A 23,868-nucleotide genomic window follows, 5' to 3' on the forward strand; every position below is an offset into this window, starting at 1 on the left:
GTAGCCTAGGCGCGATGGGACGCCGCAGCCGCCAGCGCGACAGAGCCGACAGACTCCAGGCGCCGACCTCGGACTACACGGACGCCGACGGCAACGTGCTGACGCTGCGCGGCGCGCTGAGCCCGGCGACACGCGCGCAGTACGCCGATGTGATCGCCGGCTCACCGCTGTCGGCCGAGGACGCGTGGCAGCGCGCGGTCGAGTTCCTCTTCGAGCGGCTCGCGGTCCGCTGGACGATCGCCGGCGTGCCGATCGAGAAGCAGAAGGAGCTGCTGCAGCGCTTCCGCTTCGCCTCCCAGGACGAACGCCGCTGGATCCGCGACGCGCTGCGCGAGCACCTCGCCGAGTGGTTCCCCGACATGAGATCTCCATGACCGCACCGTCCTCCGCCGCGACTTGGACCGACGCCGACACCAAGGCCTTCGCCGAGCTGCTCGCCGGCTACTGCCTCGAGATCCAGGCCGGTCAGCAGGTGTTGGTGCGCTCGACGACGCTCGCGGCGCCGCTGCTGCGCGCGCTGCAGCGGGCGATCCTGGCGCGCGAGGCCTGGCCGCTGCTGCGCGCCGCGCTGCCGGGGCTCGATGAGGAGTTCTACGCCCACGCGCGTGACGCGCAGCTCGACGGCTACTCGTCGCTGGCGCGCGCCGAGGCCGAGCAGGCCGACGTCTTCCTCTCGATTCAGGCGCCGGAGAACACGCGCGCGCTGGCGGGGATCGACCCCGCGCGGCTGTCGCGCGCCGCCCGTGCCCGCGCGCCGCTGAGCGAGCTGCGGCTGCGGAAGCGCTGGTGCGGGACGCTGTGGCCGACCCAGGCCGGCGCCCAGCAGGCCGGCATGGGCTTCGACGAGTTCGCCGCCTTCGTGCGCGGCGCGCTGTTCCTCGACCGCGACGACCCGGCCGCCGCGTGGCGTGAGCTGGGCGCCTTCCAGGCCGAGCTGATCGAGCGGCTGACGCCGGCGAGAACGCTGCGGATCGAGGCCGACGGGACGGACCTGACGCTGAGCGTCGCCGGCCGCACGTGGGCCAACTCCGACGGCAGACGCAACATGCCCAGCGGCGAGGTCTTCACCGGCCCGCTGGAGCAGTCGGCCAACGGCACGATCCGCTTCACGATCCCGTCGGCGCCGGGCGGCGTCGACGTCGAGGACGTGACGCTGACCTTCCGCGACGGCGAGGTGGTGCAGGCGCGCGCCGCGCGCGGCCAGGAGTACCTCGACCGCACGCTGCTGACCGACCCCGGCGCCAGCCGCCTCGGCGAGATCGGGATCGGCACCAACTTCGGCATCACGCGCCCGATCGGCGCGATCCTGTTCGACGAGAAGATCGGCGGCACGGTCCACCTCGCGCTCGGTCGCTCCTATCCCGAGACCGGCGGCGTCAACGAGAGCGCCGTCCACTGGGACATGATCTGCGACCTGCGCGGCGGCGGCCGTCTGACCGCCGACGGCGTCGTGGTCCAGGAGGGCGGCAGCTTCTCGTAGCGGAGGCGCTGGTCACCAGACGTTCACGCGGGCGTCACAGATCAGCAACTACATCATGTAGTAGGCACGCGACGGTACGCGGCGTCGTTCCGTACCTCTCCAAGGGAGACCTCCGCCCCATGAACAAGCGTGCCCTGTCCACCATCGCCCTGCTGGGCGCGACCGGCGCGATCGTCGCCGGCGGTGTCGCCGTCGGCGCAGGCGGCGCCAACGAGGAGCAGTCGGCGACGCTCGCCGGCAAGATCGACTCCTCGCGCCCCAGAAACGTGATCCTGCTCATCGGCGACGGCATGGGCGACTCCGAGGTCACGGTCGGCCGCTACTACGGCAAGGGCGCCGCCGGCCGCCTCAACATGGACGCGCTGCCGTTCCGCGGCAGCTCGATCCATTACGTGCTGCGTCCTGGCCCCGGCCCCAACTACGCGCCCAACTACGCCGGCGACTCGGCGCCGACCGCGACCGCCTGGTCGACCGGCAAGCGCACCCAGGACAGCCGCCTGTCGCAGAGCCCGTCGACCGCCGACAACGTCCCGGGCACCAACACCGGCTACCGCACCTTCCTCGAGATCGCGAAGGAGGAGGGCAAGGCGACCGGCAACGTCTCGACCGCGGAGATCACCGACGCGACGCCGGCCGCTCCGACCTCGCACATCTCGCAGCGCGCCTGCCAGGGCCCGAACGACGCGCGCAACACCTGCCTCAGCGAGACGAAGTCCAGAGGCGGCCTCGGCTCGATCGCCGAGCAGCAGGTCGACCACGGCGTCGACGTCACGCTCGGCGGCGGTTCCAACCGCTACAACCAAACGCTCGACAACAGCACCGACACGGTCGTCGACTACGCCAGAGCGAGAGGCTTCAGATACGTCACCGACGCCGCCGGCCTCGCCGGCGTCACGTCGCTGGCGCCGGGTGAGAAGCTGCTCGGCCTCTTCAACCCCAGCAACATGACGACCGAGTACAGACCGCTGTACGCGCGCACCGACGCGTACCTGACGGGCACGCCGGGCCTCGACCCGACCGTCAACGGCGGCGGCGACAACGTCCGCTGCACCGAGACCAACCGCCCGTCGAACGAGCCGTCGCTGGCCGCGATGACGAAGAAGGCGATCGACCTGCTGAAGAGCGACGAGGACGGCTTCGTGCTGCAGGTCGAGGGCGCCTCGATCGACAAGCGCGACCACGCCGCCGACCTCTGCGGCCAGATCGGCGAACTGCTGTCGCTCGACGAGGCCGTCGGCGTCGCGCAGGAGTTCCAGCGCAACAACCCCGACACGCTGATCATCGTCACCGCCGACCACTCGCACACGTCGCAGATCATCAGCGCGACGTCGAAGCCGGTTCCCGGCGCGGCGTACGCGACCGTGCAGACGGTCGACGGCGCGCCGCTGCGCGTCGCCTACGGCACCGCCGACACGGGCACCGGCCCGGCCGCCGGCGGCTCGCAGGCGCACACCGGCGCGACCGTCCCGGTGTGGGCGTCCGGCCCGCAGGCCGCGAACATCCAGGGCACGATCGACCAGACCGACATCTTCGCCGTGCTCAACGGCAAGACGCCGAGCAAGATCGCCGGCCAGGGCACGCCCGGCCAGGCGGGCGCGCCGGGCCTCAACGGCACCAACGGGACGAACGGCACCAACGGTCTCAACGGGACCGACGGCGCTGACGGCGCCGGGGGTGCGGCGGGTGCCGGCGGCGCGGCGGGCGCCAACGGCCTCAACGGCAAGGACGGCGCGACCGGAGCCGCCGGGACCAACGGCGTCAACGGCAGAGACGGCGCCAACGGCAAGGACGGCAGAGACGCGAAGGTGACGTGCAGACTGTCCGGCTCCAGAGCGGTCCGTTGCACGGTCGCCTACAGCGCGGCACGCGCCAAGAACGCCCGCCTCGTGCGCGGCGGCAAGACGGTCGCGACGGCGAAGGTCTCGCGTCGCGGCGCCGTGACGTTCAAGAGCAAGACGAAGCTGGCGAAGGGCTCCTACAAGCTCGTCGCCGGCGGCCGCAGCGCGACGCTGTCGCTGCGGTAGGAGGCGACTCCGAGCGGCCGCCGCGCGGCCGAGCCGGAGCGCTTCTCCAGACGGGACGCGCGTGGGCGGGGCCGGTGAGGGCCCGTCCCGCGCGTGACGGCGCATCCCGACACCTGGGGTGGTGGGAGCGCCGTGTCGACGCGCGCGGTGGCGCCAACCGCCGCTCGCCCTGGCGCCACCGGGGCGGTCCGCATGTGCGGGCCGCCCCACGCGCCCCTTGACCTCGATGTCCGAAAACCACTAGTCGTTGTCGGGACGGCCCGCCATCATGGTCGTCGTGGTCGATGACTTCGAACAGTGCTACCGGGCCGTCAGCGCGAAGGACGGCCGCTTCGACGGCTGGTTCGTCACCGCCGTCACGACGACCGGGATCTACTGCCGGCCGAGCTGCCCGGCGGTCACGCCGAAGCGCACGAGCGTGCGCTTCCTGCCGAGCGCCGCGGCGGCGCAGCGGGCCGGCTTCCGCGCCTGCAAGCGCTGCCGGCCGGACGCCTCGCCCGGCTCGCCGGAGTGGAACGCGCGCGCCGACGCGGTCGGCCGCGCGATGCGGCTGATCGCCGACGGCAGCGTCGACCGCGACGGCGTCGGCGGCCTCGCCTGCCGGCTCGGCTTCAGCGAGCGTCACCTCCATCGTCTGCTCGTGGCGGAGCTGGGAGCCGGGCCGCTCGCGCTCGCCCGCGCGCAGCGGGCGCACACCGCGCGCACGCTGATCGAGACCTCGACGCTGCCGTTCACCGAGGTCGCCTTCGCGGCCGGCTTCCCCTCGATCCGCCAGTTCAACGACACCGTCCGCGACGTCTTCGCCACGACGCCGACCGAGCTGCGCCGCCGCAGCGCCCACCGCGACGGCGCGGGCGCCGGCGAGACGGGCGCCACCGGCGCGCTGCAATTGCGGCTGCGCTGCCGCCCGCCGTTCGACGGCGCCGGCCTGCTCGGCTTCCTTGGGCTGAGGGCGGTGCCGGGCGTGGAGGTCGTCGAGGGGGCGGCGTCTGCCGCGGGCGAGAGCGGCGCGAGCGCGGCCGGGGCGAGCGCGACTGGCGCGAGCGTCACCTACCGTCGCGTGCTCGCGCTTCCGCACGGGCCCGGCGTCGTCGCGCTGACGCCGCGCGCCGAGCACGTCGACTGCACGCTGCGGCTGACCGATCTGCGCGACCTCAGCGCCGCCGTGCAGCGCTGCCGCCGGCTGCTCGACCTCGATGCCGACCCGGTCGCCGTCGACACCGCGCTCGGCCGCGACGAGCTGCTCGGCCCGCTCGTGCGCGCGATGCCAGGTCTGCGCGTGCCCGGCGCGGTCGACGGCGCCGAGTTGGCCGTCCGCGCCGTGCTCGGTCAGCAGATCTCGGTCGGCGGCGCGCGCACGCTCGCGGCCCGCCTCGCCGCCGCCCACGGCGAGCCGCTGCCGGAGGGGATGCGCGATTCCCTCACCCACGCCTTTCCCACCGCCGCCGCGCTCGCCGCGATCGACCCCGAGCAGCTGCCGATGCCGCGCGCCCGCGGCCGGGCGCTGGTGGGGATGTGCGCCGCGCTCGCTGCGGGCGACGTGATCCTCGACCCCGGCGCCGATCGCGACGAGGCTCGCGCCCAGCTGCTCGCGCTGCCGGGGATCGGGCCGTGGACGGCCGAGTACGTCGCGATGCGCGCGCTCGGCGACCCTGACGCCTTCCCCGCCACCGACCTCGGCATCCGCCATGCCTTCGCCGGCCTCGGCCAACCACATGACGCGCGCGCCGTCGCGGCGATCGCCGAACGTTGGCGGCCGTGGCGTTCCTACGCCGCCCTGCACCTGTGGGCGACGCTCTCCCCCACCACCGACCAAGGAGCGAGAAGATGACACTCGCGACAACGACGGTCCCGACCCCCACCGGCCCGTTCACGATCATCGCGCGCGAGCGCACCGACGGCAGCGCCGCGGTGCTCGCCAGCGGCTGGGCCGCCGACGCGCCGCAGCTGCTGGAGCGGATCGGCGGCGCGAGACGACTCGCGGCGGCCGCCGCGAACGACGCCGCCCCGCGCGCGGCCGCGCCGCTCGACCCTGTCGCGATCGTCCAGAGCGACGACCTCGGCCCGATCACCGACGCGCTCGCCGCATACCTCGACGGCGACCTCTCCGCGATCGACGCGGTGCCCGTCGAGCAGGCCGCGTCGCCGTTCATGGCGCGCGCCTGGGAGCAGCTGCGCGCGATCCCCGCGGGCGCACCGCAGACCTACGCGCAGCTCGCCGCCAGCAGCGGCAATCCCGCCGCAATCCGAGCGGCCGGCAGCGCCTGCGCGCGCAACACGGCGGCGCTGTTCGTTCCCTGCCACCGCGTGCTGCGCAGTGGCGGCGCGCTCGGCGGCTTCCTCTACGGCCTCGACGTGAAGCGCTGGCTGCTCGCGCACGAGGCGGAAGGCGCGGAGGCCGGCCCCGCCCCGCGTGTCGCGGAGCCCGCCGGCGCCGTCGCCGTCGCCGTCGCCGTCTCCTGACGCAAGGCGGCGCCCAGCGGCCGGCCGACCCCCGCGGGCCGACCGGCCGCTCAGCTCACCCGTTCAGCCCCGGCACGCGCACGACGATCGCCTCGACGTCGTCGGGCTTCCCCGGCACGCGGCCGTTGGAGCCGGGGAAGTTGTTGTCGTTGGCGATCAGCAGGCGGTCGCCGCTGAGCGGCAGCAGCGTCTCGACCGACTGCAGCGGGAATGCGAACGGGTCGCCGAAGCCGATCCCGCCGACCGGCGCGGGCAGCGAGATCCCGAACGGGTCGCGGATCCGCAGCAGGTCGAGCACGGTCCGCGTCGGCAGCGTGCCGTCGGCGGCCGGCGCGTCGTCGAGGTCGACCTCGATCAGCCGCTTGACGCGCGCCGCGACTCCTTCGAGGTCGTCGCGCTCGATCATCAGCAGCCGGTTGCCCGGCAGCAGCTGCGCGTCGCCGACGACGATCCCGGCCGGCGCGCTGACGTGGAAGCTCCACGTTCTCCCGGTGTACTGGCCGCTGCGCACGTCGAACTCGTAGACGCGGCGGATCGTCTGGTCGGGCTCGGTCGTGAGCGCGCCTTCGAGGATCGGGTACAGCGTGCGGCCGTCGGCGCTCGCCGCCATCGGCTCGAAGCCGCGCGAGCCGGGCAGGTTCGGCGTCTCGCCCGGCGCGAGGTCGGGGCTGGCCGGCGACTTCACGCCCGGCAGCGGGACCGGCGCGCGCAGCACGCGGCCGTCCGGCGAGGTCTGCAGCAGGTAGGGGCCGAACTCCTCGCCGAACCAGAGGTTGCCCCAGCGGTCGCGCTGGACCGATTCGAGGTCGAAGTCGGCGCCGGTCAGCAGCCGCTCTCTCGTCGCCCCGTTGACGATCTCGAACGGGATCTTTCTGTCCGGGTCGCGCAGCGAGACGAAGCGGTCGAGCAGCAGTCTGCCGCTGCCGCCGCGCGCGCCCTTCCACTGCGGCCGCACGTGGTAGAGCCGCAGCAGGAAGTCGGCCGAGTTGCCCTTCGAGCCGAAGCCGTTGTCGGGCATCCCCCAGAAGCCGTCGCGGCCGTCGCTGAGCGCGCCCGAGAAGCCGGGGACCGGTTGGCCGGGGAAGGGCGTCGCGACGCCGTTGGCCGGCGTCACCGCTCTGCCCGACTCGGGGCCGGGCTGCCACTGGAGCGCGTCGTAGGAGGCGCGCGCCTCCAGCACCGGCTCGTCGCGCAGCGTCACCGCGAGGCGGTAGAGACGCGTCACCTGACCGCTGGAGAAGTTGTCGTCGGAGAGCAGGTACAGCTCGCGCGCGCCGTCGCGCAGGCGCTCGCCGAGCGCCATCCCCTCGACGTTGTCGAGCAGCGGGTTGGCCTGTCTGCCGGGGTTGGTCGCGTCGCCGGGCGGGCAGTCGCCGAGGTCGGCCAGCAGCCGCTTGGCGACAAGGCGAACGCCGTCGCGCGCGAGCGTCGGCTCGCCGGAGACGTCGTCGGCGCCGGCAAGGAATGCCTGGTAGACGCGGATCGTGTTGCCGGCCCCGGCGACGAAGCCGCGCTCCAGCACGAGCAGCTGCTCGTCGTCGACGACCTGCACCTCGGTGATCGCGAGGCCGGGATCGGTCGCGTAGCCGAGCTGGCCGGCGAGCGTCCAGTCGCCGCGGCGATCGGCGGTGTAGCGCAGGATGCGGTTGCGGGCGCGGCCGTCGGCGGTCGTGCCGTCGGCCGACAGCGGGCCCTCCATCGCGGCGAAGAGCGTGCGGCCGTCGGGCGACGCGCCGAGCCCTTCGAGCGCCTGGTTGGTCGAGGCCTCGCCGGCCGGCGCGATGCGGAAGCGCTCGGGCACCGGCAGTTCGCCGAGCTGGCGGCCGGAGCGCGAGAAGCGGCGGATCGACGGCTCGGTCTCGGAGGAGACCAGCAGCGAGCCGTCGCGCAGCGTGACGAGGCCCTCACCGTCGAGGTCTCTGCCGGTGTACGCGGTGCCGTCGGGGCGGCGCAGCGTCGTCGTGCCGGTGACGCGCACGTCGGGCGCGCCGTCGCGACCGTGCCGGCCGCGCGCGCCGATCCGCAGGTCGTAGGTGCGCGCGTTCGTCGCGCCCTGGTTGTCGACGAGCGTGCGCGCGTTCGCGGCCCAGCCGGCGCCGCCGCCGAGCGTCAGCGCCGAGAGGCCGCCGACGTCGCCGCCGGCGAACGTGGTCTTGTCGAGCTGGTCGCTGAAGCCGAGCAGCGTGGCGTCGGGCGAGCAGACGCCGCGCACGGCCGGCGTGTCGCCGCCGTGTCTGCCGTGGGCGCCGGCCGCGGCCGGTGCGGCGAGCGCGAGCGCGGCAGCCGTCGCGGCGGCGAGGGTGCGTCGAGACATCGTCGGATGTCCTCCAGGAGTCGGATCGGATGGGCCGGACCCGATCCAATCGCGCGCGGCACGGAGAGTTGTGGCGATCCCGTCGGCGTGCTGTCACGATCGCGTGCAGATCGCGTGACGATCCGGTGAGCGGGCGTTTGGGGTCCGCGCGGTCGCCGCGCCGACGCGCCACGCGAGCGCACGCCGCCGGCGCCGACGACGCTCTACGATCGACAGCCGTGGCCCTGGTCGACGACATCCGCGACAGCGCCGCCTGGGTCGCCGCGCAGGCGACCCACGTCGTCGTCGAGCACGACGCGGTCGCCGCCTACGCCGCCGCGCTGCCGCCGCTCGGCGAGCTGCCCGGCCTCGACGAGGAGGCGCACGTCGTCGACGGGCCGGCGGAGCTGCGCGCCGCCTTCTTCCTCACGCTCGACGCGATCAACTTCGGCTCCGGCTGGTTCCCGACGATCCGCAAGCGCGACGGCCGCTCCGGCTACTTCACGGTCGCGCTCGGGCTGCGCGACCGCTTCCGCGCGCGCGGCGCCTGGAGCGCGGCCGAGCTGCGCGCGCTCGACGCCGCCGCGGTCGCCGAGGTGCTCGGCCAGGATCCCGGCCACGAGCTGATGGCGCTGTTCGCGCGCTCGCTGAACGACCTCGGCGCACATGTCGAGCAGGAGCACGGCGGCCGCTTCCTCGGACCGGTCGAGGCGGCCGGCGGCAGCGCCGTCGCGCTGGTCGAGCTGCTGGCGGGCTGGGACTGCTTCGCCGACCGCTCGCCGTACGACGGCCGTGAGATCCCGCTCTTCAAGCGCGCCCAGGTGGCGGCGTCGGATCTCTCGTTCGCGGGCGTCGCCGCCTTCGGCGACCTCGACCGGCTGACGCTGTTCGCCGACAACCTGATCCCGCACGTGCTGCGGCTCGACGGGATCCTGCGCTTCGAGCCGGCGCTGGTCGCGCGGATCGAGGCCGGCGAGCTGATCGCGCACGACAGCCCGGAGGAGGTCGAGATGCGCGCCGGCGCGATCCACGTCGCCGAGCTGATCGCCGCCGCCCGCCCGGAGCTGACGCCGCAGCTGGTCGACCAGACGCTGTGGACCAGAGGCGGCGGCGCGCGCTACAAGGCCGTCCCGCGACCGCGCTCGCGCAGCACGGCGTACTGATGCGCCGGCCCGACGACCGCGCCGCCGCCGCGCAGCCCCGCCCCGACGACCCATTCGCCCCGATCGTCACCGAGCGGCTGCTGCTGCGTCCGTGGCACGATGACGAGCACGACCTCGACGCCTACGCGCGCATCTGCGCCGACGCCGAGGTGATGCGCTACATCGGGCGCGGCGTCACGCTGAACCGCCTGCAGGCGGCCGAGCAGCTCGCCGGCTTCGTCGCGCACTGGCGCGAGCACGGCTTCGGCCTGCGCGCCGCGATCGCGCGCGACAGCGACGAGCTGATCGGCTTCGTCGGCGTCGCGCGCGCCGGCCAGCCGGGCGTGCGCCCCGGCGACGTCGAGATCGGCTGGCGGCTGGCGCGCGACCGCTGGGGCCACGGCTACGCGACTGAGGGGGCGCTGGCTGTCCGCGACCACGCCTTCCAGCGGCTGCGGCTGGCACGGCTGGTCGCCTTCGTGCGCCCGCGCAACAGCGGCTCGATCAACGTGATGGGCAAGCTCGGCATGGCGCTGGAGAAGGAGGCGCTGTGCAGCCACGAGATGCCGATGCGGATCTACGCGCTCGACAACCCACTGGCGGCGCACGATGACGCCGCGCGGCCCGACGCGCCCGTCCCGCCCACGGACTAGCCTTCGCCGCCATGCGTCTGGTGACCTGGAACGTCAACTCGCTGAGAGCGCGGCTGCCGCGCGTGCTGGAGTTCCTCGCCGAGCACGCGCCCGACGTGCTCTGCCTGCAGGAGACGAAGACCGACCCCTCTGCCTTCCCGCACGACGAGCTGGCCGCGGCCGGCTACGTCGCGGCCGACCACAGCGGCGGCCGCTGGGCCGGCGTCGCGGTGGTCGCGAGAAGCGAGCTGGGCGTCAGCGACGCGACCAGCGGACTGCCGGGCGAGCCGGTCGAGGACGAGGCGCGCTGGGTCGAGGCGACCGTCGGCGGGACGCTGCGCGTCGCCAGTGTCTACGTCCCCAACGGCCGCGAGCTGGCGAGCGAGTGGTACGCGCAGAAGCTCGACTTCTTCGACGCGATGGCGAAGCGCGTCGGCCAACTGCGCGACGACGCCGACGGCACGCCGCTGCCGCTCGTCGTCGCCGGCGACATGAACGTCGCGCCAGCCGATCTCGACGTCTACGACCCGGCCGCCTTCCTGGACGTGACGCACACGAGCGAGCCGGAGCGGGCGGCGCTCAGAGCGGTCGTCGACGCCGGCCTGCTCGACGCCTACCGCGTCCTCCATCCCGACGAGGTCGGCTACACCTGGTGGGACTACCGCCAGGGCCACTTCCACCGCGGCCTGGGGATGCGGATCGACCTCACGCTCGTCAGCCCGGAGCTGGCGCAGCGGCTGACGCGAGTCGGGATCGAGCGCGACTACCGCAAGGGCTCCAAGCCCTCCGACCACGTGCCGCTCGTCGCCGAGTGGGCGTGAGACCGCCCCGCGGGGCGCGTCGGGCTGGCTGCCGCGTGAGCGAAGCCGCGCGAGCTAGGCGCAGTCGGGCGCGCCGGCGCCCGGGCCCAGCTCGCTGAAGAGCACGCTGCGGCCGCGCACGAGCGCGCGCGTCGCCGCCGCGACGCGGCGCTCGGCGTCCGCGACGGCACCGGCCTCGCCGTCGATCCCGAACGCGTGGTCGAGCATCAGCGTCGCGTGGCCCTGTGCGAGGCCGGCCATCGCGAGCACGAGCGCCGACGCCGCCTCGGGGTCTCTCCCGGGCGCGAGCGGGAGGGTCGCGGCGACGAGGTCGGCCAGCAGCCCCTGGGTCGTCTCCTCCAGCCGCGGGTAGCGCGACTTCTCCAGCCCCGCGCCGAACAGCACCTCGAACATCGCTCTGCGCTCGGCGGCGAAGCGGACGTAGGCGACGGCGGCGGCCGCGATCCGGTCGGCCGCGCCGCCGTCGCCGGTGAGCGCGGCGGCGAAGCGGCCGCGCAGCTCGAGCGCGGCGCGCGTCGCGGCCTCGGCCAGCAGCTCGCCGCGGTCGGCGAAGTGGCGGTACGGCGCGGCGGCGCTGACGCCGGTGCGGCGGGCGGCCTCGGCGACCGAGAAGGCGTGGACGCCTCTCTCCTGCACCAGCTCGAAGGTCGCCTCGACGAGCGCCTCGCGCAGGTCACCGTGGTGGTAGCGACGTCTGGAGGCGTCGGCGGCGCTCGCGCCACTCGCGCCGCGTGCTCCGCCGGCCCCCGCGTCCGCGGTACCCGCCCCGGGGCCGCGCGCTCTCGCCGGATCTCTCGCGCTGGTCGCCATCGCGCCCCACGATATCGACCGCTTGCAATGTAAGCGAGCGTCACATACATTGTGAGAGGTCATTACATCGCGTCGACGGAGCCACCACCATGAGCAGCGACTGGACAGCCGAGCAGATCCCCGACCAGAGCGGGCGTCTCGCCATCGTCACCGGCGCCAACAGCGGGATCGGCCTGATCGCCGCCAAGCAGCTCGCGCGCCATGGCGCGCAGGTCGTGCTGGCGGTGCGCAACCCGCGCAAGGGCGAGGAGGCGCTGCGTGAGATCGCCGCCGCCGCGCCGGGCGCGACCGTCACGCAATCGGCGCTCGACCTCTCCGACCTCGACTCGGTGCGCGCCTTCGCCGAGCGGATCCGCGGCGAGCACGAGACGATCGACCTGCTGATCAACAACGCCGGCGTGATGGCGCCGCCGAAGCGGCTCGCGGCCGGCCCGTTCGAGCTGCAGTTCGTCACCAACCACCTCGGCCACTTCGCGCTCACCGGCCTGCTGCTCGACCGCGTCGAGCCGATCGCCGGCCGCGTCGTGACGCTCTCCAGCACCGCGCACAGATGGGGCACGATCGACTTCGACGACCTCCAGTCCGAGCGCCGCTACCGCCGCTGGCGCTCCTACGGCCAGTCGAAGCTCGCCAACCTGCTGTTCACGTTCGAGCTCGACCGCCGCCTGCGCGCCGCCGGCTCCGACGTGCGCGCGACCGCCGCCCACCCCGGCTACGCCGCGACCAACCTGCAGTCGGCGGTCGCCGGCGCCGCCGAGCGCGCCATCACGAACGTCGCCAACCGCCTGATCGCGCAGAGTGCCGAGCAGGGCGCCGAGCCGACGCTCTACGCCGCCGTCGCCGACGTCCCAGGCGGCACCTTCGTCGGCCCGAGCGGCTTCGGCGAGCAGAGAGGACACCCGAAGGTCGTGCAGGCGAAGGCGACCGCGCACGACACCGCCGTCGCGCGGCGGCTGTGGGAGGTCTCCGAGCAGCTGACCGGCGTCACCTACGCCCTCCCCGCCCCGGCCGCGAGCGCCGCGTAGAACGCGACGCGCTCGCCGCCGGGACGAGGCGGCGAGCGCGTGCTTCGCGGGGACGCGAGTCAGGCGTGCGCGGCGACGACGGCGATCGGGCCGTACCCGCGCCGCAGTTCGATCGAGCTGAGGCCGGCCGCTTCCAGCCAGCCGCGGTGCTCGGCCTCCGAGTAGGCGTCGCCGCCGTCGTTCTCGACCATCATCATCACCGCGAACAGCGGCAGGTCGGGCGCGCTGGCAGCGTGGTCGGGGATCCACTCGTACAGCAGCAGGGTGCCGCCCGGGGCGAGCAGCCCGGCCGCCTCTTTCACGAGCCGCGCGTTCTGCGCGGGGGTGTGGTCGTGGAGGATGTTGGCGAGCAGCACCACGTCCCACTGCTCGCCGTCGGGGCGGCCGAAGCGCGGCTCGGCGAGGTCGCCGGGCTCAAACGGCAGCTCGCCGTGGCGCTCGCGCAGGAGCGGTTCCACCTGCGGCAGGTCGAGCACGGTCGGCCGCACATCGGCGCGCAGCTCGACCAGTCTCGCGCTGTGCGAGCCGGCGCCGCCGCCGACGTCGAGGAGACGGAGCGGCCGCGAGGGCGCGGTCGGGTCGACAGCCGGGTCGGCCGCCGCGGGCAGCAGCGCTGCCGCCGCCTCGGCCAGCTCACCGCCGAAGCGGGCGGCGAGGTCGTCGAGCGCGCGCAGGAAGCCGAACGCGGTCGTGGGGTCGCGCTCGACGCGCTCGCGCCACGGCGCGATCCGGCCGCGGCCGTCTGTCATCGCCGCCGGCAGCTCGTTCCAGACGCCGTAGAAGAACCACTCCTTGCGCACGATCCAGGCGAGCGTCCGCGGATGGTCGCTGGCGAGCACGGCGCCGGCGTCGCTGAGCGCGAAGCGGGTCGTGCCGTCGACCGGCGCGCCGGCGTTGGCGCCGTCGGCGCGCGCGACGAGTCCGAGCGCCACGAGCGCGGAGAGCAGGATCCGCGTCGCGCGCGGGTCGCTGCCGGCGTCGCGCGCGACCTCTTCGACGGTGAGCCCGCCGCCCGCGTCAGTCGCGTCGCCGCCGCCCGCCCCCTCCGCGAGCGCATCGGCCACCCCGCTCTCCACGGCGGCCGCCACGACCGCCGATTGTTGGTAGGCCGTCAGCAGCGCGAGCGGATCGACGGGCGTCGCGCCCGTGCCGGCAGCGCCGCTCACGACGCCCTCCGCAGCGCGCGCGTCGCCTTGAAGGCGTCGCGCAGCAGCGCGCCGCGCTCGCGGGCGCGCCGTGCCAGCCGCGCGCCGCGCGGCTCGACGCCGAGCGCGCCCAGCGCCACGCGCGCGGCGTTGCGGCCGGGCACGCCGGTGATGCCGCCGCCGGGATGGGTGCCGGCGCCGGTCAGGAACAGACCCTCGATCGGCGTCTTGTAGCCGGACAGGGACGGGGTCGGGCGAAACCCGAGCAATTGGTCGATCGACATCTCGATGTGGTTGGGGTTGGCGTTGGCGTTGCCGTGGCGGGCGACCCACGCGGCTGGGCCGGTGATGCGCCGCTCGACGACGCCGATGCTCGCGCCGAGCGCTCTCTCGGCGACCGCCCAGGCGTGGTCGGCGGCGCGCTCGAGCGCCGCCTCGTCCCAGGCGCCGCTCGCCGGGCGCCACGGCACGAAGGTCGAGACCCACGCTACGCCCTTGCCGGCCGGCGCCCAGCCGGACTCCAGCACGGAGGGGAAGGCGATCATCACCGGCGGCCGCTCGGCCAGCTCGCCGAGCTGGACGCGCGCGAACGACTGCTCGATGTCGGTCATCGTGTTCGCCGACAGCATGAAGGCGCGCTCGAAGCCGGCCGGCTCGACCGCCGGCACGGCGTCGATCACCGCGTCGACCTTCAGCTCGGAGACGTTGCGACGGCCGGAGTGGATCCGCCGCAGCTCGCCGGCCAGCCGCGCCGGCACGTGCTCGGGCGCGACGAGCCCGGCCGCGCCGCCCGGCCGTCCGTCGCCGAACAGCCGCCGCGCGTCGACGGCGGAGACGATCCCGCGCGCGGCGGCGTAGCGCTCGCCGCCGGCGACCACGGCGACCGCGCGTCCGCCGGCGACCTCGACCGACGTCGCGCCCGCGTTCAGCACGACCCGTCCACCGGCGTCCTCCAAGCAGCGCACGAGCGCCTCGACGGTCGCGCGCGAGCCACCGACCGGCCGCGCCGCGGGCGCGCCGTGGAAGGCGGCGAGCGCGAGCCCGCCGCCGCCGGTGCCGGGATCCAGCGGCGACTGCTGCGAGTGCGCGGCCCAATGCGCCAGCGGCGCCATCAGCCGCTCGTCGGTGAAGGTCGAGCGCAGCACGTTGGAGGCAGAGCCGAGCAGCGTCTGCATGAACGGCGCCGCCTCGGCGCCGAGCGACGCCTGCGCGAGCGCGGCGAGCTGCCCGAGCGACGGCGGCGGGCCGCTGTCGAGCGAGCCGACCAGCCGCATCCCGGCGGTCGCCCAGGCGGCGAAGCGGCGGTAGGCGTCGGCCTCCTCGCGGCCGGCGACCATGGCCAGCCCGTCGACGGTGCGGTCGAGGCTGTCCCAGAAGGCGAAGCGGGCGCCGTCGTCGGCAGGGCCGAGCGTGACCTCGTCGCGCAGGTGGAAGCGCAGGCCGTAGCGAGCTTCCAGCTCGAGGTCGGCGGCGACGCCGCTGCCGCGGATGCCGCCATGCTCGTAGGCGCCCTGCTCCAGGCGGCCGCGACCGTCGGGCAGGTCGCGCGTGTCGATGCAGCCGCCGACGGTGTCGGACTGCTCCAGCACGGTCACACCGAGCCCGGCGCGGGCGAGGTAGCAGGCGCAGACGAGGCCGTTGTGGCCGCCGCCGATCACGATCACGTCGGTGCTCACGCCCGCCCTCCCGCGGCTCGCGTCACTGCGTCGGTCGCGCTCATGCGAAGGCCTCCCGCAGCCACGCCCACGCGCGCGCCTCCTCGGCGGCGAAGTGGCGGGCCCGGCTGTCGAGGTCGGTCAGCGGCGGGGCGCCTGGGCCGGCGTCGAGGGCGACGCGCGCCCGCTCCTCCAGGAACCAGGCGCGCACGACCGCCTGGCCCAGCGTCGCGCCGGTCGCGACGTTCCCGTTGCCCTGCACGAGCAGGCAGTCGGCGCCGCCGAGCCCGGCCGCGACCGCCGCGCCGAGCGTCGCCGTCGTGACGAGGTCGGCGTCGCCGCCCCACGTCGCGACCGCGCCCGCGAGCCCGCCGAGGCCGTGCAGCAGCGGCGGCACCGCGCCGCGGATCCCCCACACGACCGCCGCGCGCGAGTGCGTGCGGCAGATCGCGCGCACGTCGGGCCGCGCCGCGTAGATCGCCGCGTGCAGCGGCGCCTCCAGCGGCACGCCGCCCTCCTCGCCCGCGCTCAGCACCGCGCCGGCGCCGTCGAGCAGGTGGATCGACGCCTCCGACTGCGCCGCGAGCGGATCGGTCGAGGTCAGCAGGAAGCCGCCCGCGTCGCCGGCCGCACGCGCGGAGACGTGGCCGAAGCCCTCGACCAGGCCCGCGCCCGCGAGCACCCGCGCCGCGAGCGCGACGTCCGCTGCGGGGGCGATCTCACTCACTCGCCTTCGGGCTCCCAGACGCGCAGCGCCATCGACGTCGGATCGTAGGCGTTGCAGGGGCTGAGGTCCTGCGGACAGGCGGAGAGCACGACGAGCAGGTCGTCGAGCACCGCCAGGTCGATCGTCGCGCCGGCCTGGTGCGGCGGCTCGTACGTGACGATCCGGCCGTCCTCGTGTCTGTTGTTCATGAAGACGTTCCACGCCGTCTCGCCGCGCACCGGCCAGTCGCGCCCGCTCGCCGCGACCGCCGCCTCCAGCGACGCGAGGCAGGAGCCGTGGCCGTGGACGCCGTAGTCGCGCGAGTAGCGCTCGGGGTCGCAGCAGGGCACGATCAGGTCGTGCGAGCCGACGTCGTCGTGGAGGATCCGGAAGAGCGGCCGGCGGTGGTTGGAGAACAGCTCGTCGCCGATCCCGGGGACCATTCTCGTCAGCGCCGAGACGGTGTGGCCGGCGCTGAAGACCTCGCTCGGGTCGCTCAGCCGGTAGGCGATCAGATCGCCGACCTGCTGCCCTTCGAGGTCGACGAGCTGCAGTATCTGGCCGGCGTGGACCTCGACCGCGCGCGCCTCGCAGGCCGGCACGACGACCTCGCGCGCGAGCGTCTCGTAGGTGCGCGGCGAGGGGCCGACCATCATGATCCGGCCCCCGCTTCCGCTTCCGCCTTCGTGACGCCGCCGAGGCGCGCGTTGAGCCGCCCGCGCGTCGCGACCGCGCCGACCAGCACGATCTCGTCGGGCGCCGGCGCGTCGGGGATCGCGACCGTGATCGTGTCGTAGTGGGAGCGGACCCAGATCTCGTCCTTGAAGCAGAGCGGCACGTCGATCGAGGCGCCGGGCGCCGCCCGCTTGGTCGTCGAGGGCAGCCATGCTCTGCCGCCGCCGAAGGCGTCGCGGAAGGGGTTGCCGAAGGTCGTCGTCTTGACGGCGTTGCCGTGCTCCTGCTCGCCGGCGGTCCCGACCATCACGGCCTTGCCGTGGCTCTCGACCGGCCCGCCGGCCGCCTCGAAGCAGCGCGTCCCGATCAGCTCGCCCAGCGCGGCGCTCGGCGCGATCAGCTCGTCGAGCGCCTCACTGTACGGCCGCCCGGCGTACGGGTTCTTGAAGACGACGGCGCAGGCGACCTTGCGCAGCGGCCCGCCGTCGTCGCCGCGACCGCCGTCGCTCAGCACGTCCTCGGAGAGGACGACGACCTTGCGGATCTCCAGTTCGCTCATCTCACGCGACCGCCGGGTCGCCGTTGACACGGCCGGTCGGCGTGCGCTCTCCGCACGGCCGCTGCGGCAGCCCGTCGATGTAGGCGATCACGTCGTCGGTCTCCTTCACGTCGCCGTACTTCATCTGGATGTCGAGCAGGTTGACCTTGTGCGAGATCGTCGAGCGGTCCCAGACGCACTCGTGCGGGACGATCGAGCGGAAGTTGTATTGCGCCGCGTCGACGGCGCTGGCGCGCACGCAGCCGCTCGTCGTCGTGCCGGTCGTGATGACGGTGTCGACGCCGAGGTAGATCAGGTAGTCGAGCAGGTGGGTGCCGTGGAACGCGCTCGGCTTGTCCTTGACGAAGTAGACGTCCTGCGGCTCGGGCGCGATCTCGGCGACCAGCTCGTTGCCGAGGTGGCCCTTCATGTCGGTCGCCTCGCCGGCGCGGTGGCTCTTCCAGTTCCACGCGCCCTGGTCGAAGCCGTCGGGGCGGCGGTCCATGCCGGTGTAGAAGATCGGCACCTGCTTGGCGCGCGCCGCCGCGATCAGGCGCTGCAGCTGCGCGACGCCATCCCAGCCGCGCTCGCCGCAGGAGTAGCGCCAGCGCTCGATCGACTTCAGGATCGGCTCCGGTCTGTCGCCGACGAAGTTGTAGATCACGTCGACGACGAGCAGCGCGGGCCGCGCGCCGAAGCCGACCTCCTTGCCCCAGCCGGCGCGCTCGAAGACGAGCCGGTCCTCCTCGGGCAGGACGTCGTCCCAGACGTTTCCCATCTCAGACCTCCTCGAGGACGGGCGGGGCCTGCTGCGTGCCGCCGGGCACGCGGCGCAGGTATCTGCCGTCGGCGTCGCCGATGAACTCGGGCTTCGGCGCGCCGTCGAGCCAGCGCGACATCTGCTTGCCGCGCAGGTAGGTGGCGACGTTCCAGCCGTGGATCGTTCTGCCGTCGAGCACCGTCCAGCCGGAGCGCGTCTGCACCATGTCGTTGGAGACCTCGACCGTTCTGTCGAGGTCGACCAGCACCACGTCGGCGTCGAAGCCGACGTCGAGCGCGCCCTTCTGGCCCCAGACGCCGAAGATCTTGGCCGGGTTCTCACAGGCGACCTTGACGAGCCGGTCGAGCGTCAGCTCGCCCTGGTGGACGCCTTCGAGCATCACCGGCAGCAGCATCTCGACGCGCGAGGTGAAGCCGGTCCGCAGCTCCCAGATGTTCTCGTTGTACGAGTTCTCGTAGGAGGGGTCGCCCCAGATCACGACGTGGTCGGAGCCGACGACGTTGACGACGCCGTCGCGCAGCGCACGCCAGATGTTGGGGTTGTTCGCACGCGAGCGCAGCGGCACGTTGATGCGCCACGCGTTGTGCTCCTCCTTGCCGAAGTGCAGCCAGTGCGGACCGGTCTGCGCGTAGCATCTGACGCCGCGGCCGCGCAGCTCGAGGATCTCCTTGTAGGTCTCCGGCGTGGTCGCGTGCTGGATGTAGATCGGGCAGCCGAGGTACTCGGCGAAGTGGCCGTACTGGCGCACGTGCTGCGCTTCGAGGAAGTGCGGCGAGCGATCGGACCACGTCGCCCAGTCGGTGCGGCCCTGCGCTCTCAGGCGCTCGTCGAAGATCCGCGCGATCTCCCAGTTCTCGCAGTGCATCGCGACGACGCCGGGGTAGCCGAGCGCGGCGACCGCCTCCATCGTCTGGTAGACGACGCCGTCGTCGAAGCCCGCGCCGAGCCCGGCGCGGCGACCGGGCCAGTTCGGCTCCGCCTCCGGCGACATCGCCTGCAGGTAGAGCTTGTAGGAGGTGACGCCGTGGTCGCGCGCGTACTCGGGGATCTCGCGCGCCTGCTGGTCGGTCTCCAGCATGTAGGTGGCGAAGACGTCGACGGCGGAGTCGCGCTCGACCACGCCCGTGAAGTCGTCGATCACGGTGTGGAAGGAGACGACGTCCTCCTTCTGCACGTACTCGACGAATCTCGGCGCGCCCATCCGCGTGACGGGCGCGTGGACGCCCCAGGTCGTCACGCCCGCGACGACCGCCGCGACCGACTCGGTCGCGACGTCGTCCTGCAGCGGGACGTAGCAGCCGGGGTGGGCCTCCGTGTCGACCAGGCCGGGAATGACGTGCAGACCGGTCGCGTCGTGCGTCGCGCGCGACGGCGGCAGCAGCGTCTCGTCGCCGATCGCGACGATCTTGCCGCCGTCGATCGCGATCCCCGCCCGGCGCGTGCCGGTCGGCGTGACGACGGTGCCGCCGACGATCTTCAGGTCGACCTCACGCGGTGAACTCATCTGCTGTGCTCCTTGGCCGCCGTGCCGGCGACGTTCTGTGCCTGGACCTTCCGCTCGCCGAGCGCGCCGCCGCCGCACTCGGCGGTGATCGCGTCGGCGACGTCGCGCAGCGTGTGGCCGATCGACGGGATCGCGTCGCGCGTCAGCTGGTCGGGGAAGCCGATCGCGATCAGAACGGCGGCGAGCCGGCCGTCGGCGTCGCGGACGGGGACGGCGACCGCGTTGTTGGAGCGGTACTCGCCGATCGAGGCGCCATAGCCGACGGAGCGCACATGCTCGACGTCGGCGAGCAGCGCGTCGGGCTCGGTCAGCGTCCGCTCCGTATGGGCGGGGATCTGCCGCGCCCGCTCGCGCACGAGCTGCTCGGCCGCCGCCTGCGACTCCAGCGACAGCAGCACCTTGCCGACGGCGCCGTCGAACCACGAGTAGCGCGTGCCGAGCGAGATGCCGACGTGGGTGTCGCCCGGGAAGGCGACCGCGACGACCTCGACGTCGCCGCGCCCGAGCGGCTGCGCGGCGATCACCGTGAGGTGGTGCTCGCCGGCGATCTCGTGCGTGCGCTCCATCGCGAGCGCGAGCGCGTCGACCTGGCGCACGGCAAAGGCGCCGAGCCGCACCAGCCCGCCGCCGAGCCGGTAGGCGCGGCCGCGCGGGTCGCGCCTGACCCAGCCGAGCGACTCGAGCGTCGACAGCAGGTTGTGCGCGCTCGACTTCGACAGCTCCAGCTCTCTCACCAGCTCGGTGTGGGTCATGCCGTCGGGCGCTCTCGCGATCGCCTCGAGGATCGCGTTGGCGGCCATCACCGCCGGGACCCGATAGCGCTCCCCGCTCGCTCTCTCGCTCATCCCCCCACTCCTTCCTCGTCTGGCAGGTCGCGCCGGAAGCGGCGCAGGACGATCGTCTTCTCGCGCGTCAGCTCGTCGATCGTGTAGCCGAGCCCCTCGCGCCCGCTGCCGGACAGCTTCACGCCGCCGAACGGGATCACCGGGGGCCGGTAGTTGTCGGTTCCGTTGATCACGACGCCGCCCGCCTCCAGCCGTTCGGCGACGGCGAGCGCGAGCTGCACGTCGCGGCTGAAGACGCTCGCCATCAGCCCGAAGGAGGAGGCGTTCGCGAGCGCGATCGCCTGCTGCGGCCCATCGGCTCTGACGAGCACGAAGACCGGCCCGAAGATCTCGTCGTCGGTGGCCACTGCCGCGGCGGCGGGGACGTCCGCGAGGAGCGCTGGGGGGAGCAGGGCTGCTTCGCGGTCGTCGTCCCCGCCGCGCACGGGCGTGGCGCCCTGCGCCACAGCGCGTTCCACCTGCTGGCGGACGCGCCGTGCCGCGGCAGCGTTGACGAGCGGGCCGATGGTCGTCGCAGGATCGGCGGGGGCACCGAGCACCTGCCGGTCGACGACCGCGGCGAGTCGCTCGACAAGCTCGTCGTGGAGGGAGGGGTGGACGAGGATGCGCTTGCTGGCGGAGCAGGCCTGGCCGTTCATCAGCAGGCGGCCGTAGGCCAGCTCCTCGGCGACGAGGTCGAGGTCGGCGTCGGCGAGCACGACGGCGGCGTTGTTGCCGCCCAGCTCGAGGTGCAGGCGCCGCAGCGTCGGCGCGCCGGCCTGCGCGACGGCGATGCCGGCGGCGGTCGAGCCGGTCAGCGAGATCGCGTCGAGCCCGCGTGCCTGCGAGAGCGCGACGCCGACGTCGCGGTCGCCGTGCAGCAGCGGCGTGACGGCGGCGGGGATGCCGGCCTCGACGAGGGCGCGCTGGAAGCGCTCGACGACGAGCGGCGCCTCCGGCGGCGCCTTCGAGACGACGGCGTTGCCGCCGACGAGCCCGGCGGCGGCCTTCTCGACGAACAGCTCGACGGGGAAGTTGAACGGCAGGATCGCGCCGACGACCCCAAGCGGCTCGCGGCGCGTGTACGCGAGGTCCTGCGCGGTGCCGCCGAGCCCTTCGGTCGGCAGCACGCGGCCCTCCCAGCGGCGGCCGACGCGAGCGTTGTCGGCCAGCAGCCCAATCGAGGCGCGCACCTCGAACTGCGCCTGCGCCAGCGGCTTCCCGGACTCGCGTGCCAGCAGCTCGCCGAGCGCGGTCGCCTCTGGGCGCAGCGCGTCGGCGGCCGCCTCGAGACGGTCGGCGCGCTCGGCCAGCGTCGTGCGCGCCCAGCCGTCCTGCGCCGCGCGGGCGGCGTCGACGATGCCCTGGACGGCGGCCGGGTCGGTCAAGGCGACCTCCCCCAGCTGCTCCCGTTCGAGCGGGTCGTACACGATAGATGTTGTCAACATATTGAACTTGGTTTTCTTCGTTGAACAGCCTTGGCAGCGTACGGGCGGTTCGCGCACCCGTCAAGCGTCCGCCGCGCCATCTCCCTGGTTCGACATGCTGAACCGCTACCCAGCATCTTGTGCCCAATACTCCAGCGGCCGAACCCCCGCGGCGCTTTGGCCCGATGGCGAAGGAAGCCGCGACGTACCCCGTCCAGCCGGCCCGAACCACCCGCAGCGGCGATCGGCTACCACCCATTCGGCGGGAATGACGCCGGTTCACGGGACGAGAACGGGCTCGAAGGCGGCTACCCGCTAAGTTCCTTGCCGTGCGTCGTACGAAGATCGTTGCCACCATCGGCCCTGCATCGCGTGATCCAGAGGTCCTCGTTCGAATGGTGGAGGCGGGTCTCGATGTCGCCCGCCTCAACTTCTCCCACGGGTCGAGAGAGGAACACGAGGAGAACGTCGAACTGGTGCGCCAGGCCGCGAGCCGCGCCGGCCGCCAGGTCGCGATCCTCCAGGACCTGCCCGGTCCCAAGCTGCGGATCGGCTCGCTCGTCAACGACCACGTCGACCTGCGCGTCGGCGACAGACTGACGCTGCGCTGTGGCAGCGAGGACGAGGGCGACCAGGACGCGATCTGCGTCTCCTGGGGCGGCCTGCCCGACGCGGTCGAGGAGGGCGACGTCGTCTACCTCGCCGACGGCCGCATCCGCCTCGCCGTCAGAGGCGTGCGCGAGAGCACCGGCGAGGTCGACACGATCATCGAGACCGGTGGTCCCGTCGCTTCCCGCCAGGGCCTCAACATCCCCGGCTCGACGAAGGGCCTGCCGGCCGTGCCCAAGCGCGACCTCGAGCTGCTGGCCTTCGGCGAGTCGATCGGCGTCGACCTCGTCGCGCTCTCGTTCGTGCGCGAGCCGGAGGACGTGCTGGAGGTGCGCAAGCACACCAGGCTTCCGCTGATCGCGAAGATCGAGAAGCCACAGGCTGTCGAGAACGCGGTCGAGATCATCCGCGCCGCCGACTGCCTGATGGTCGCCCGCGGCGACCTCGGCATCGAGCTTCCGATCGAGGACGTGCCGGTCGTGCAGAAGCAGCTGCTGCGGATCGCCGGCCGCCTGGCGCGCCCCGCGATCACCGCGACGCAGATGCTCGACTCGATGATCACCTCCACGCGCCCGACGCGCGCCGAGGTGACCGACGTCGCCAACGCGATCTTCGACGGCACCGACGCCGTGATGCTGTCGCAGGAGACGGCGGTCGGCGCCCATCCGGAGCTGGTCGTCAGAACGATGGCGCGGATCGCCGAGCGGACCGAGCGCGAGCTGCCGTACGAGCGCTGGAGCGAGGAGCGCGTGCGCCGCGACGCGCGCGACCCCGCGTACACCGTCGCCCACTCCGCCTGCGTCGCCGCGCAGGAGCTGGGGCTCGCCGCGCTGGTCGTGCCGACGCTCTCCGGCCGCTCCGCGCGGCTGATATCGGCCCACCGCCCGAACGTCCCGATCTACGCCCTGTCCCCGGGCAAGGAGACGGTGCGCCGCTGCGGCCTGATGTGGGGCGTCGAGGCGGCGTCGATGCGTCGCCACGAGGTCACCGAGGAGCTGATCAGGGACGCCGGCCGCCGCGCCGTCGAGCTCGGCTGGGTCAAGCCCGGCGACCGCATCGGCATCACCGCCGGCCTGCCGTCCGGCAAGCCCGGCACGACCAGCTTGTTCCAAGTCGAGACTGTCTAGTCACAGTCTCGTGTAGAGCTGCAACAGCGGCCCTCGCGTTGATCCGCCGGTGCCCCGGCTCCCCCCGCAATCTCAGGTCGATAGCCGCCCCGAGATCGCACCTCATCAGCTGCTGCGTGAGCCCGAGCGGCTCGCGCGCGAGCTGGGCGCTGCGCTGACGCAGACGCGCGCGCCGGCGGGCGCCGCC

At 73.9% G+C, this 23,868-nt stretch carries 21 protein-coding genes; 10 read left to right on the forward strand and 11 right to left on the reverse strand.

The window, feature by feature from the left end:
* Positions 1-14 precede the first annotated feature (14 nt).
* The 5 genes from R7226_RS09340 (at position 15) to R7226_RS09360 (ending at position 5,967) form a co-directional block, all read left to right on the forward strand.
* A complete protein-coding gene (locus R7226_RS09340; protein ID WP_318596806.1) occupies positions 15-374 on the forward strand; it encodes a hypothetical protein in 360 nt (119 codons plus the stop codon).
* A complete protein-coding gene (locus R7226_RS09345; protein WP_318596807.1) occupies positions 371-1,480 on the forward strand; it encodes an aminopeptidase in 1,110 nt (369 codons plus the stop codon). Before R7226_RS09340 ends, R7226_RS09345 begins: the two co-directional genes overlap by 4 nt.
* A 119-nt stretch (positions 1,481-1,599) precedes the next feature.
* Positions 1,600-3,504 (forward strand): alkaline phosphatase, encoded by a 1,905-nt coding sequence (locus R7226_RS09350; protein WP_318596808.1) that lies wholly within the window; start codon positions 1,600-1,602, stop codon positions 3,502-3,504.
* A gap of 277 nt (positions 3,505-3,781) precedes the next feature.
* On the forward strand, positions 3,782-5,335 hold the full coding sequence (locus R7226_RS09355; protein WP_318596809.1) for a DNA-3-methyladenine glycosylase 2 family protein: 1,554 nt from the start codon (positions 3,782-3,784) through the stop codon (positions 5,333-5,335).
* Positions 5,332-5,967 carry a methylated-DNA--[protein]-cysteine S-methyltransferase gene (locus tag R7226_RS09360; protein ID WP_318596810.1) on the forward strand — a complete coding sequence of 212 codons (636 nt, stop codon included), beginning with the start codon at positions 5,332-5,334 and terminating at the stop codon, positions 5,965-5,967. The genes R7226_RS09355 and R7226_RS09360 overlap by 4 nt, the downstream gene beginning before the upstream one ends.
* 55 nt (positions 5,968-6,022) lie before the next feature.
* On the opposite strand, the gene R7226_RS09365 is transcribed toward R7226_RS09360, so the two are convergent.
* Entirely contained in the window at positions 6,023-8,281 is a 2,259-nt protein-coding gene (locus R7226_RS09365; RefSeq protein WP_318596811.1) for an esterase-like activity of phytase family protein, read from the reverse strand.
* A 218-nt stretch (positions 8,282-8,499) separates the two neighbouring features.
* Here R7226_RS09365 and R7226_RS09370 point away from each other — a divergent pair, with 218 nt between their 5' ends.
* From R7226_RS09370 to R7226_RS09380, 3 genes are read left to right on the forward strand one after another with little or no spacing between them, the layout of a single operon-like run.
* Complete coding sequence (locus R7226_RS09370; protein ID WP_318596812.1) at positions 8,500-9,423, forward strand: queuosine salvage family protein; 924 nt, start codon at positions 8,500-8,502, stop codon at positions 9,421-9,423.
* A complete protein-coding gene (locus R7226_RS09375; RefSeq protein WP_318596813.1) occupies positions 9,423-10,055 on the forward strand; it encodes a GNAT family N-acetyltransferase in 633 nt (210 codons plus the stop codon). The genes R7226_RS09370 and R7226_RS09375 overlap by 1 nt, the downstream gene beginning before the upstream one ends.
* Before the next feature lie 11 nt (positions 10,056-10,066).
* Complete coding sequence (locus R7226_RS09380; RefSeq protein WP_318596814.1) at positions 10,067-10,855, forward strand: exodeoxyribonuclease III; 789 nt, start codon at positions 10,067-10,069, stop codon at positions 10,853-10,855.
* A gap of 54 nt (positions 10,856-10,909) precedes the next feature.
* Here the strand turns inward: R7226_RS09380 and R7226_RS09385 are convergent, their stop codons facing one another.
* On the reverse strand, positions 10,910-11,665 hold the full coding sequence (locus tag R7226_RS09385; RefSeq protein WP_318596815.1) for a TetR/AcrR family transcriptional regulator: 756 nt from the start codon (positions 11,663-11,665) through the stop codon (positions 10,910-10,912).
* An 89-nt stretch (positions 11,666-11,754) separates the two neighbouring features.
* Here R7226_RS09385 and R7226_RS09390 point away from each other — a divergent pair, with 89 nt between their 5' ends.
* Entirely contained in the window at positions 11,755-12,690 is a 936-nt protein-coding gene (locus R7226_RS09390; protein ID WP_318596816.1) for an oxidoreductase, read from the forward strand.
* A 59-nt stretch (positions 12,691-12,749) separates the two neighbouring features.
* On the opposite strand, the gene R7226_RS09395 is transcribed toward R7226_RS09390, so the two are convergent.
* The 9 genes from R7226_RS09395 to R7226_RS09435 are packed head-to-tail and all read right to left on the reverse strand — an operon-like array spanning position 12,750 to position 21,966.
* A complete protein-coding gene (locus tag R7226_RS09395; RefSeq protein ID WP_318596817.1) occupies positions 12,750-13,856 on the reverse strand; it encodes a methyltransferase in 1,107 nt (368 codons plus the stop codon).
* Entirely contained in the window at positions 13,853-15,511 is a 1,659-nt protein-coding gene (locus R7226_RS09400; RefSeq protein WP_318596818.1) for a phytoene desaturase family protein, read from the reverse strand. The genes R7226_RS09395 and R7226_RS09400 overlap by 4 nt, the downstream gene beginning before the upstream one ends.
* 40 nt (positions 15,512-15,551) lie before the next feature.
* A complete protein-coding gene (locus R7226_RS09405; protein ID WP_318596819.1) occupies positions 15,552-16,217 on the reverse strand; it encodes a class II aldolase/adducin family protein in 666 nt (221 codons plus the stop codon).
* Positions 16,214-16,849, reverse strand: coding sequence for an urea carboxylase-associated family protein (locus R7226_RS09410; RefSeq protein WP_318596820.1), 636 nt, complete (start codon positions 16,847-16,849; stop codon positions 16,214-16,216). The genes R7226_RS09405 and R7226_RS09410 overlap by 4 nt, the downstream gene beginning before the upstream one ends.
* Positions 16,849-17,430 (reverse strand): amino acid synthesis family protein, encoded by a 582-nt coding sequence (locus tag R7226_RS09415; RefSeq protein ID WP_318596821.1) that lies wholly within the window; start codon positions 17,428-17,430, stop codon positions 16,849-16,851. The genes R7226_RS09410 and R7226_RS09415 overlap by 1 nt, the downstream gene beginning before the upstream one ends.
* Position 17,431: 1 nt before the next feature.
* Positions 17,432-18,187 carry an isochorismatase family protein gene (locus R7226_RS09420; protein ID WP_318596822.1) on the reverse strand — a complete coding sequence of 252 codons (756 nt, stop codon included), beginning with the start codon at positions 18,185-18,187 and terminating at the stop codon, positions 17,432-17,434.
* A gap of 1 nt (position 18,188) precedes the next feature.
* Positions 18,189-19,694 carry a dihydroorotase gene (locus tag R7226_RS09425; RefSeq protein ID WP_318596823.1) on the reverse strand — a complete coding sequence of 502 codons (1,506 nt, stop codon included), beginning with the start codon at positions 19,692-19,694 and terminating at the stop codon, positions 18,189-18,191.
* Positions 19,691-20,539 (reverse strand): IclR family transcriptional regulator, encoded by an 849-nt coding sequence (locus R7226_RS09430; RefSeq protein ID WP_318596824.1) that lies wholly within the window; start codon positions 20,537-20,539, stop codon positions 19,691-19,693. Before R7226_RS09430 ends, R7226_RS09425 begins: the two co-directional genes overlap by 4 nt.
* Positions 20,536-21,966, reverse strand: coding sequence for an aldehyde dehydrogenase family protein (locus R7226_RS09435; protein ID WP_318596826.1), 1,431 nt, complete (start codon positions 21,964-21,966; stop codon positions 20,536-20,538). The genes R7226_RS09430 and R7226_RS09435 overlap by 4 nt, the downstream gene beginning before the upstream one ends.
* 308 nt (positions 21,967-22,274) lie before the next feature.
* On the opposite strand from R7226_RS09435, the gene pyk reads away from it, so the two are divergent.
* Positions 22,275-23,681, forward strand: a complete 1,407-nt coding sequence (gene pyk / locus R7226_RS09440) for a pyruvate kinase (protein ID WP_318596827.1) — start codon at positions 22,275-22,277, stop codon at positions 23,679-23,681.
* Positions 23,682-23,868 lie beyond the last annotated feature (187 nt).

This window comes from Conexibacter stalactiti (assembly GCF_033542075.1).
Lineage (GTDB): Bacteria > Actinomycetota > Thermoleophilia > Solirubrobacterales > Solirubrobacteraceae > Conexibacter > Conexibacter stalactiti.

Bases quoted from the DNA above. Each gene is read 5' to 3' on its own strand.
- R7226_RS09340 (WP_318596806.1), top strand. From the start codon at position 15: ATGGGACGCCGCAGCCGCCAGCGCGACAGAGCCGACAGACTCCAGGCG.
- R7226_RS09345 (WP_318596807.1), top strand. From the start codon at position 371: ATGACCGCACCGTCCTCCGCCGCGACTTGGACCGACGCCGACACCAAG.
- R7226_RS09350 (WP_318596808.1), top strand. From the start codon at position 1,600: ATGAACAAGCGTGCCCTGTCCACCATCGCCCTGCTGGGCGCGACCGGC.
- R7226_RS09360 (WP_318596810.1), top strand. From the start codon at position 5,332: ATGACACTCGCGACAACGACGGTCCCGACCCCCACCGGCCCGTTCACG.
- R7226_RS09365 (WP_318596811.1), bottom strand. From the start codon at position 8,281: ATGTCTCGACGCACCCTCGCCGCCGCGACGGCTGCCGCGCTCGCGCTC.
- R7226_RS09375 (WP_318596813.1), top strand. From the start codon at position 9,423: ATGCGCCGGCCCGACGACCGCGCCGCCGCCGCGCAGCCCCGCCCCGAC.
- R7226_RS09380 (WP_318596814.1), top strand. From the start codon at position 10,067: ATGCGTCTGGTGACCTGGAACGTCAACTCGCTGAGAGCGCGGCTGCCG.
- R7226_RS09385 (WP_318596815.1), bottom strand. From the start codon at position 11,665: ATGGCGACCAGCGCGAGAGATCCGGCGAGAGCGCGCGGCCCCGGGGCG.
- R7226_RS09390 (WP_318596816.1), top strand. From the start codon at position 11,755: ATGAGCAGCGACTGGACAGCCGAGCAGATCCCCGACCAGAGCGGGCGT.
- R7226_RS09410 (WP_318596820.1), bottom strand. From the start codon at position 16,849: ATGGTCGGCCCCTCGCCGCGCACCTACGAGACGCTCGCGCGCGAGGTC.
- R7226_RS09415 (WP_318596821.1), bottom strand. From the start codon at position 17,430: ATGAGCGAACTGGAGATCCGCAAGGTCGTCGTCCTCTCCGAGGACGTG.
- R7226_RS09420 (WP_318596822.1), bottom strand. From the start codon at position 18,187: ATGGGAAACGTCTGGGACGACGTCCTGCCCGAGGAGGACCGGCTCGTC.
- R7226_RS09425 (WP_318596823.1), bottom strand. From the start codon at position 19,694: ATGAGTTCACCGCGTGAGGTCGACCTGAAGATCGTCGGCGGCACCGTC.
- R7226_RS09430 (WP_318596824.1), bottom strand. From the start codon at position 20,539: ATGAGCGAGAGAGCGAGCGGGGAGCGCTATCGGGTCCCGGCGGTGATG.
- R7226_RS09435 (WP_318596826.1), bottom strand. From the start codon at position 21,966: ATGTTGACAACATCTATCGTGTACGACCCGCTCGAACGGGAGCAGCTG.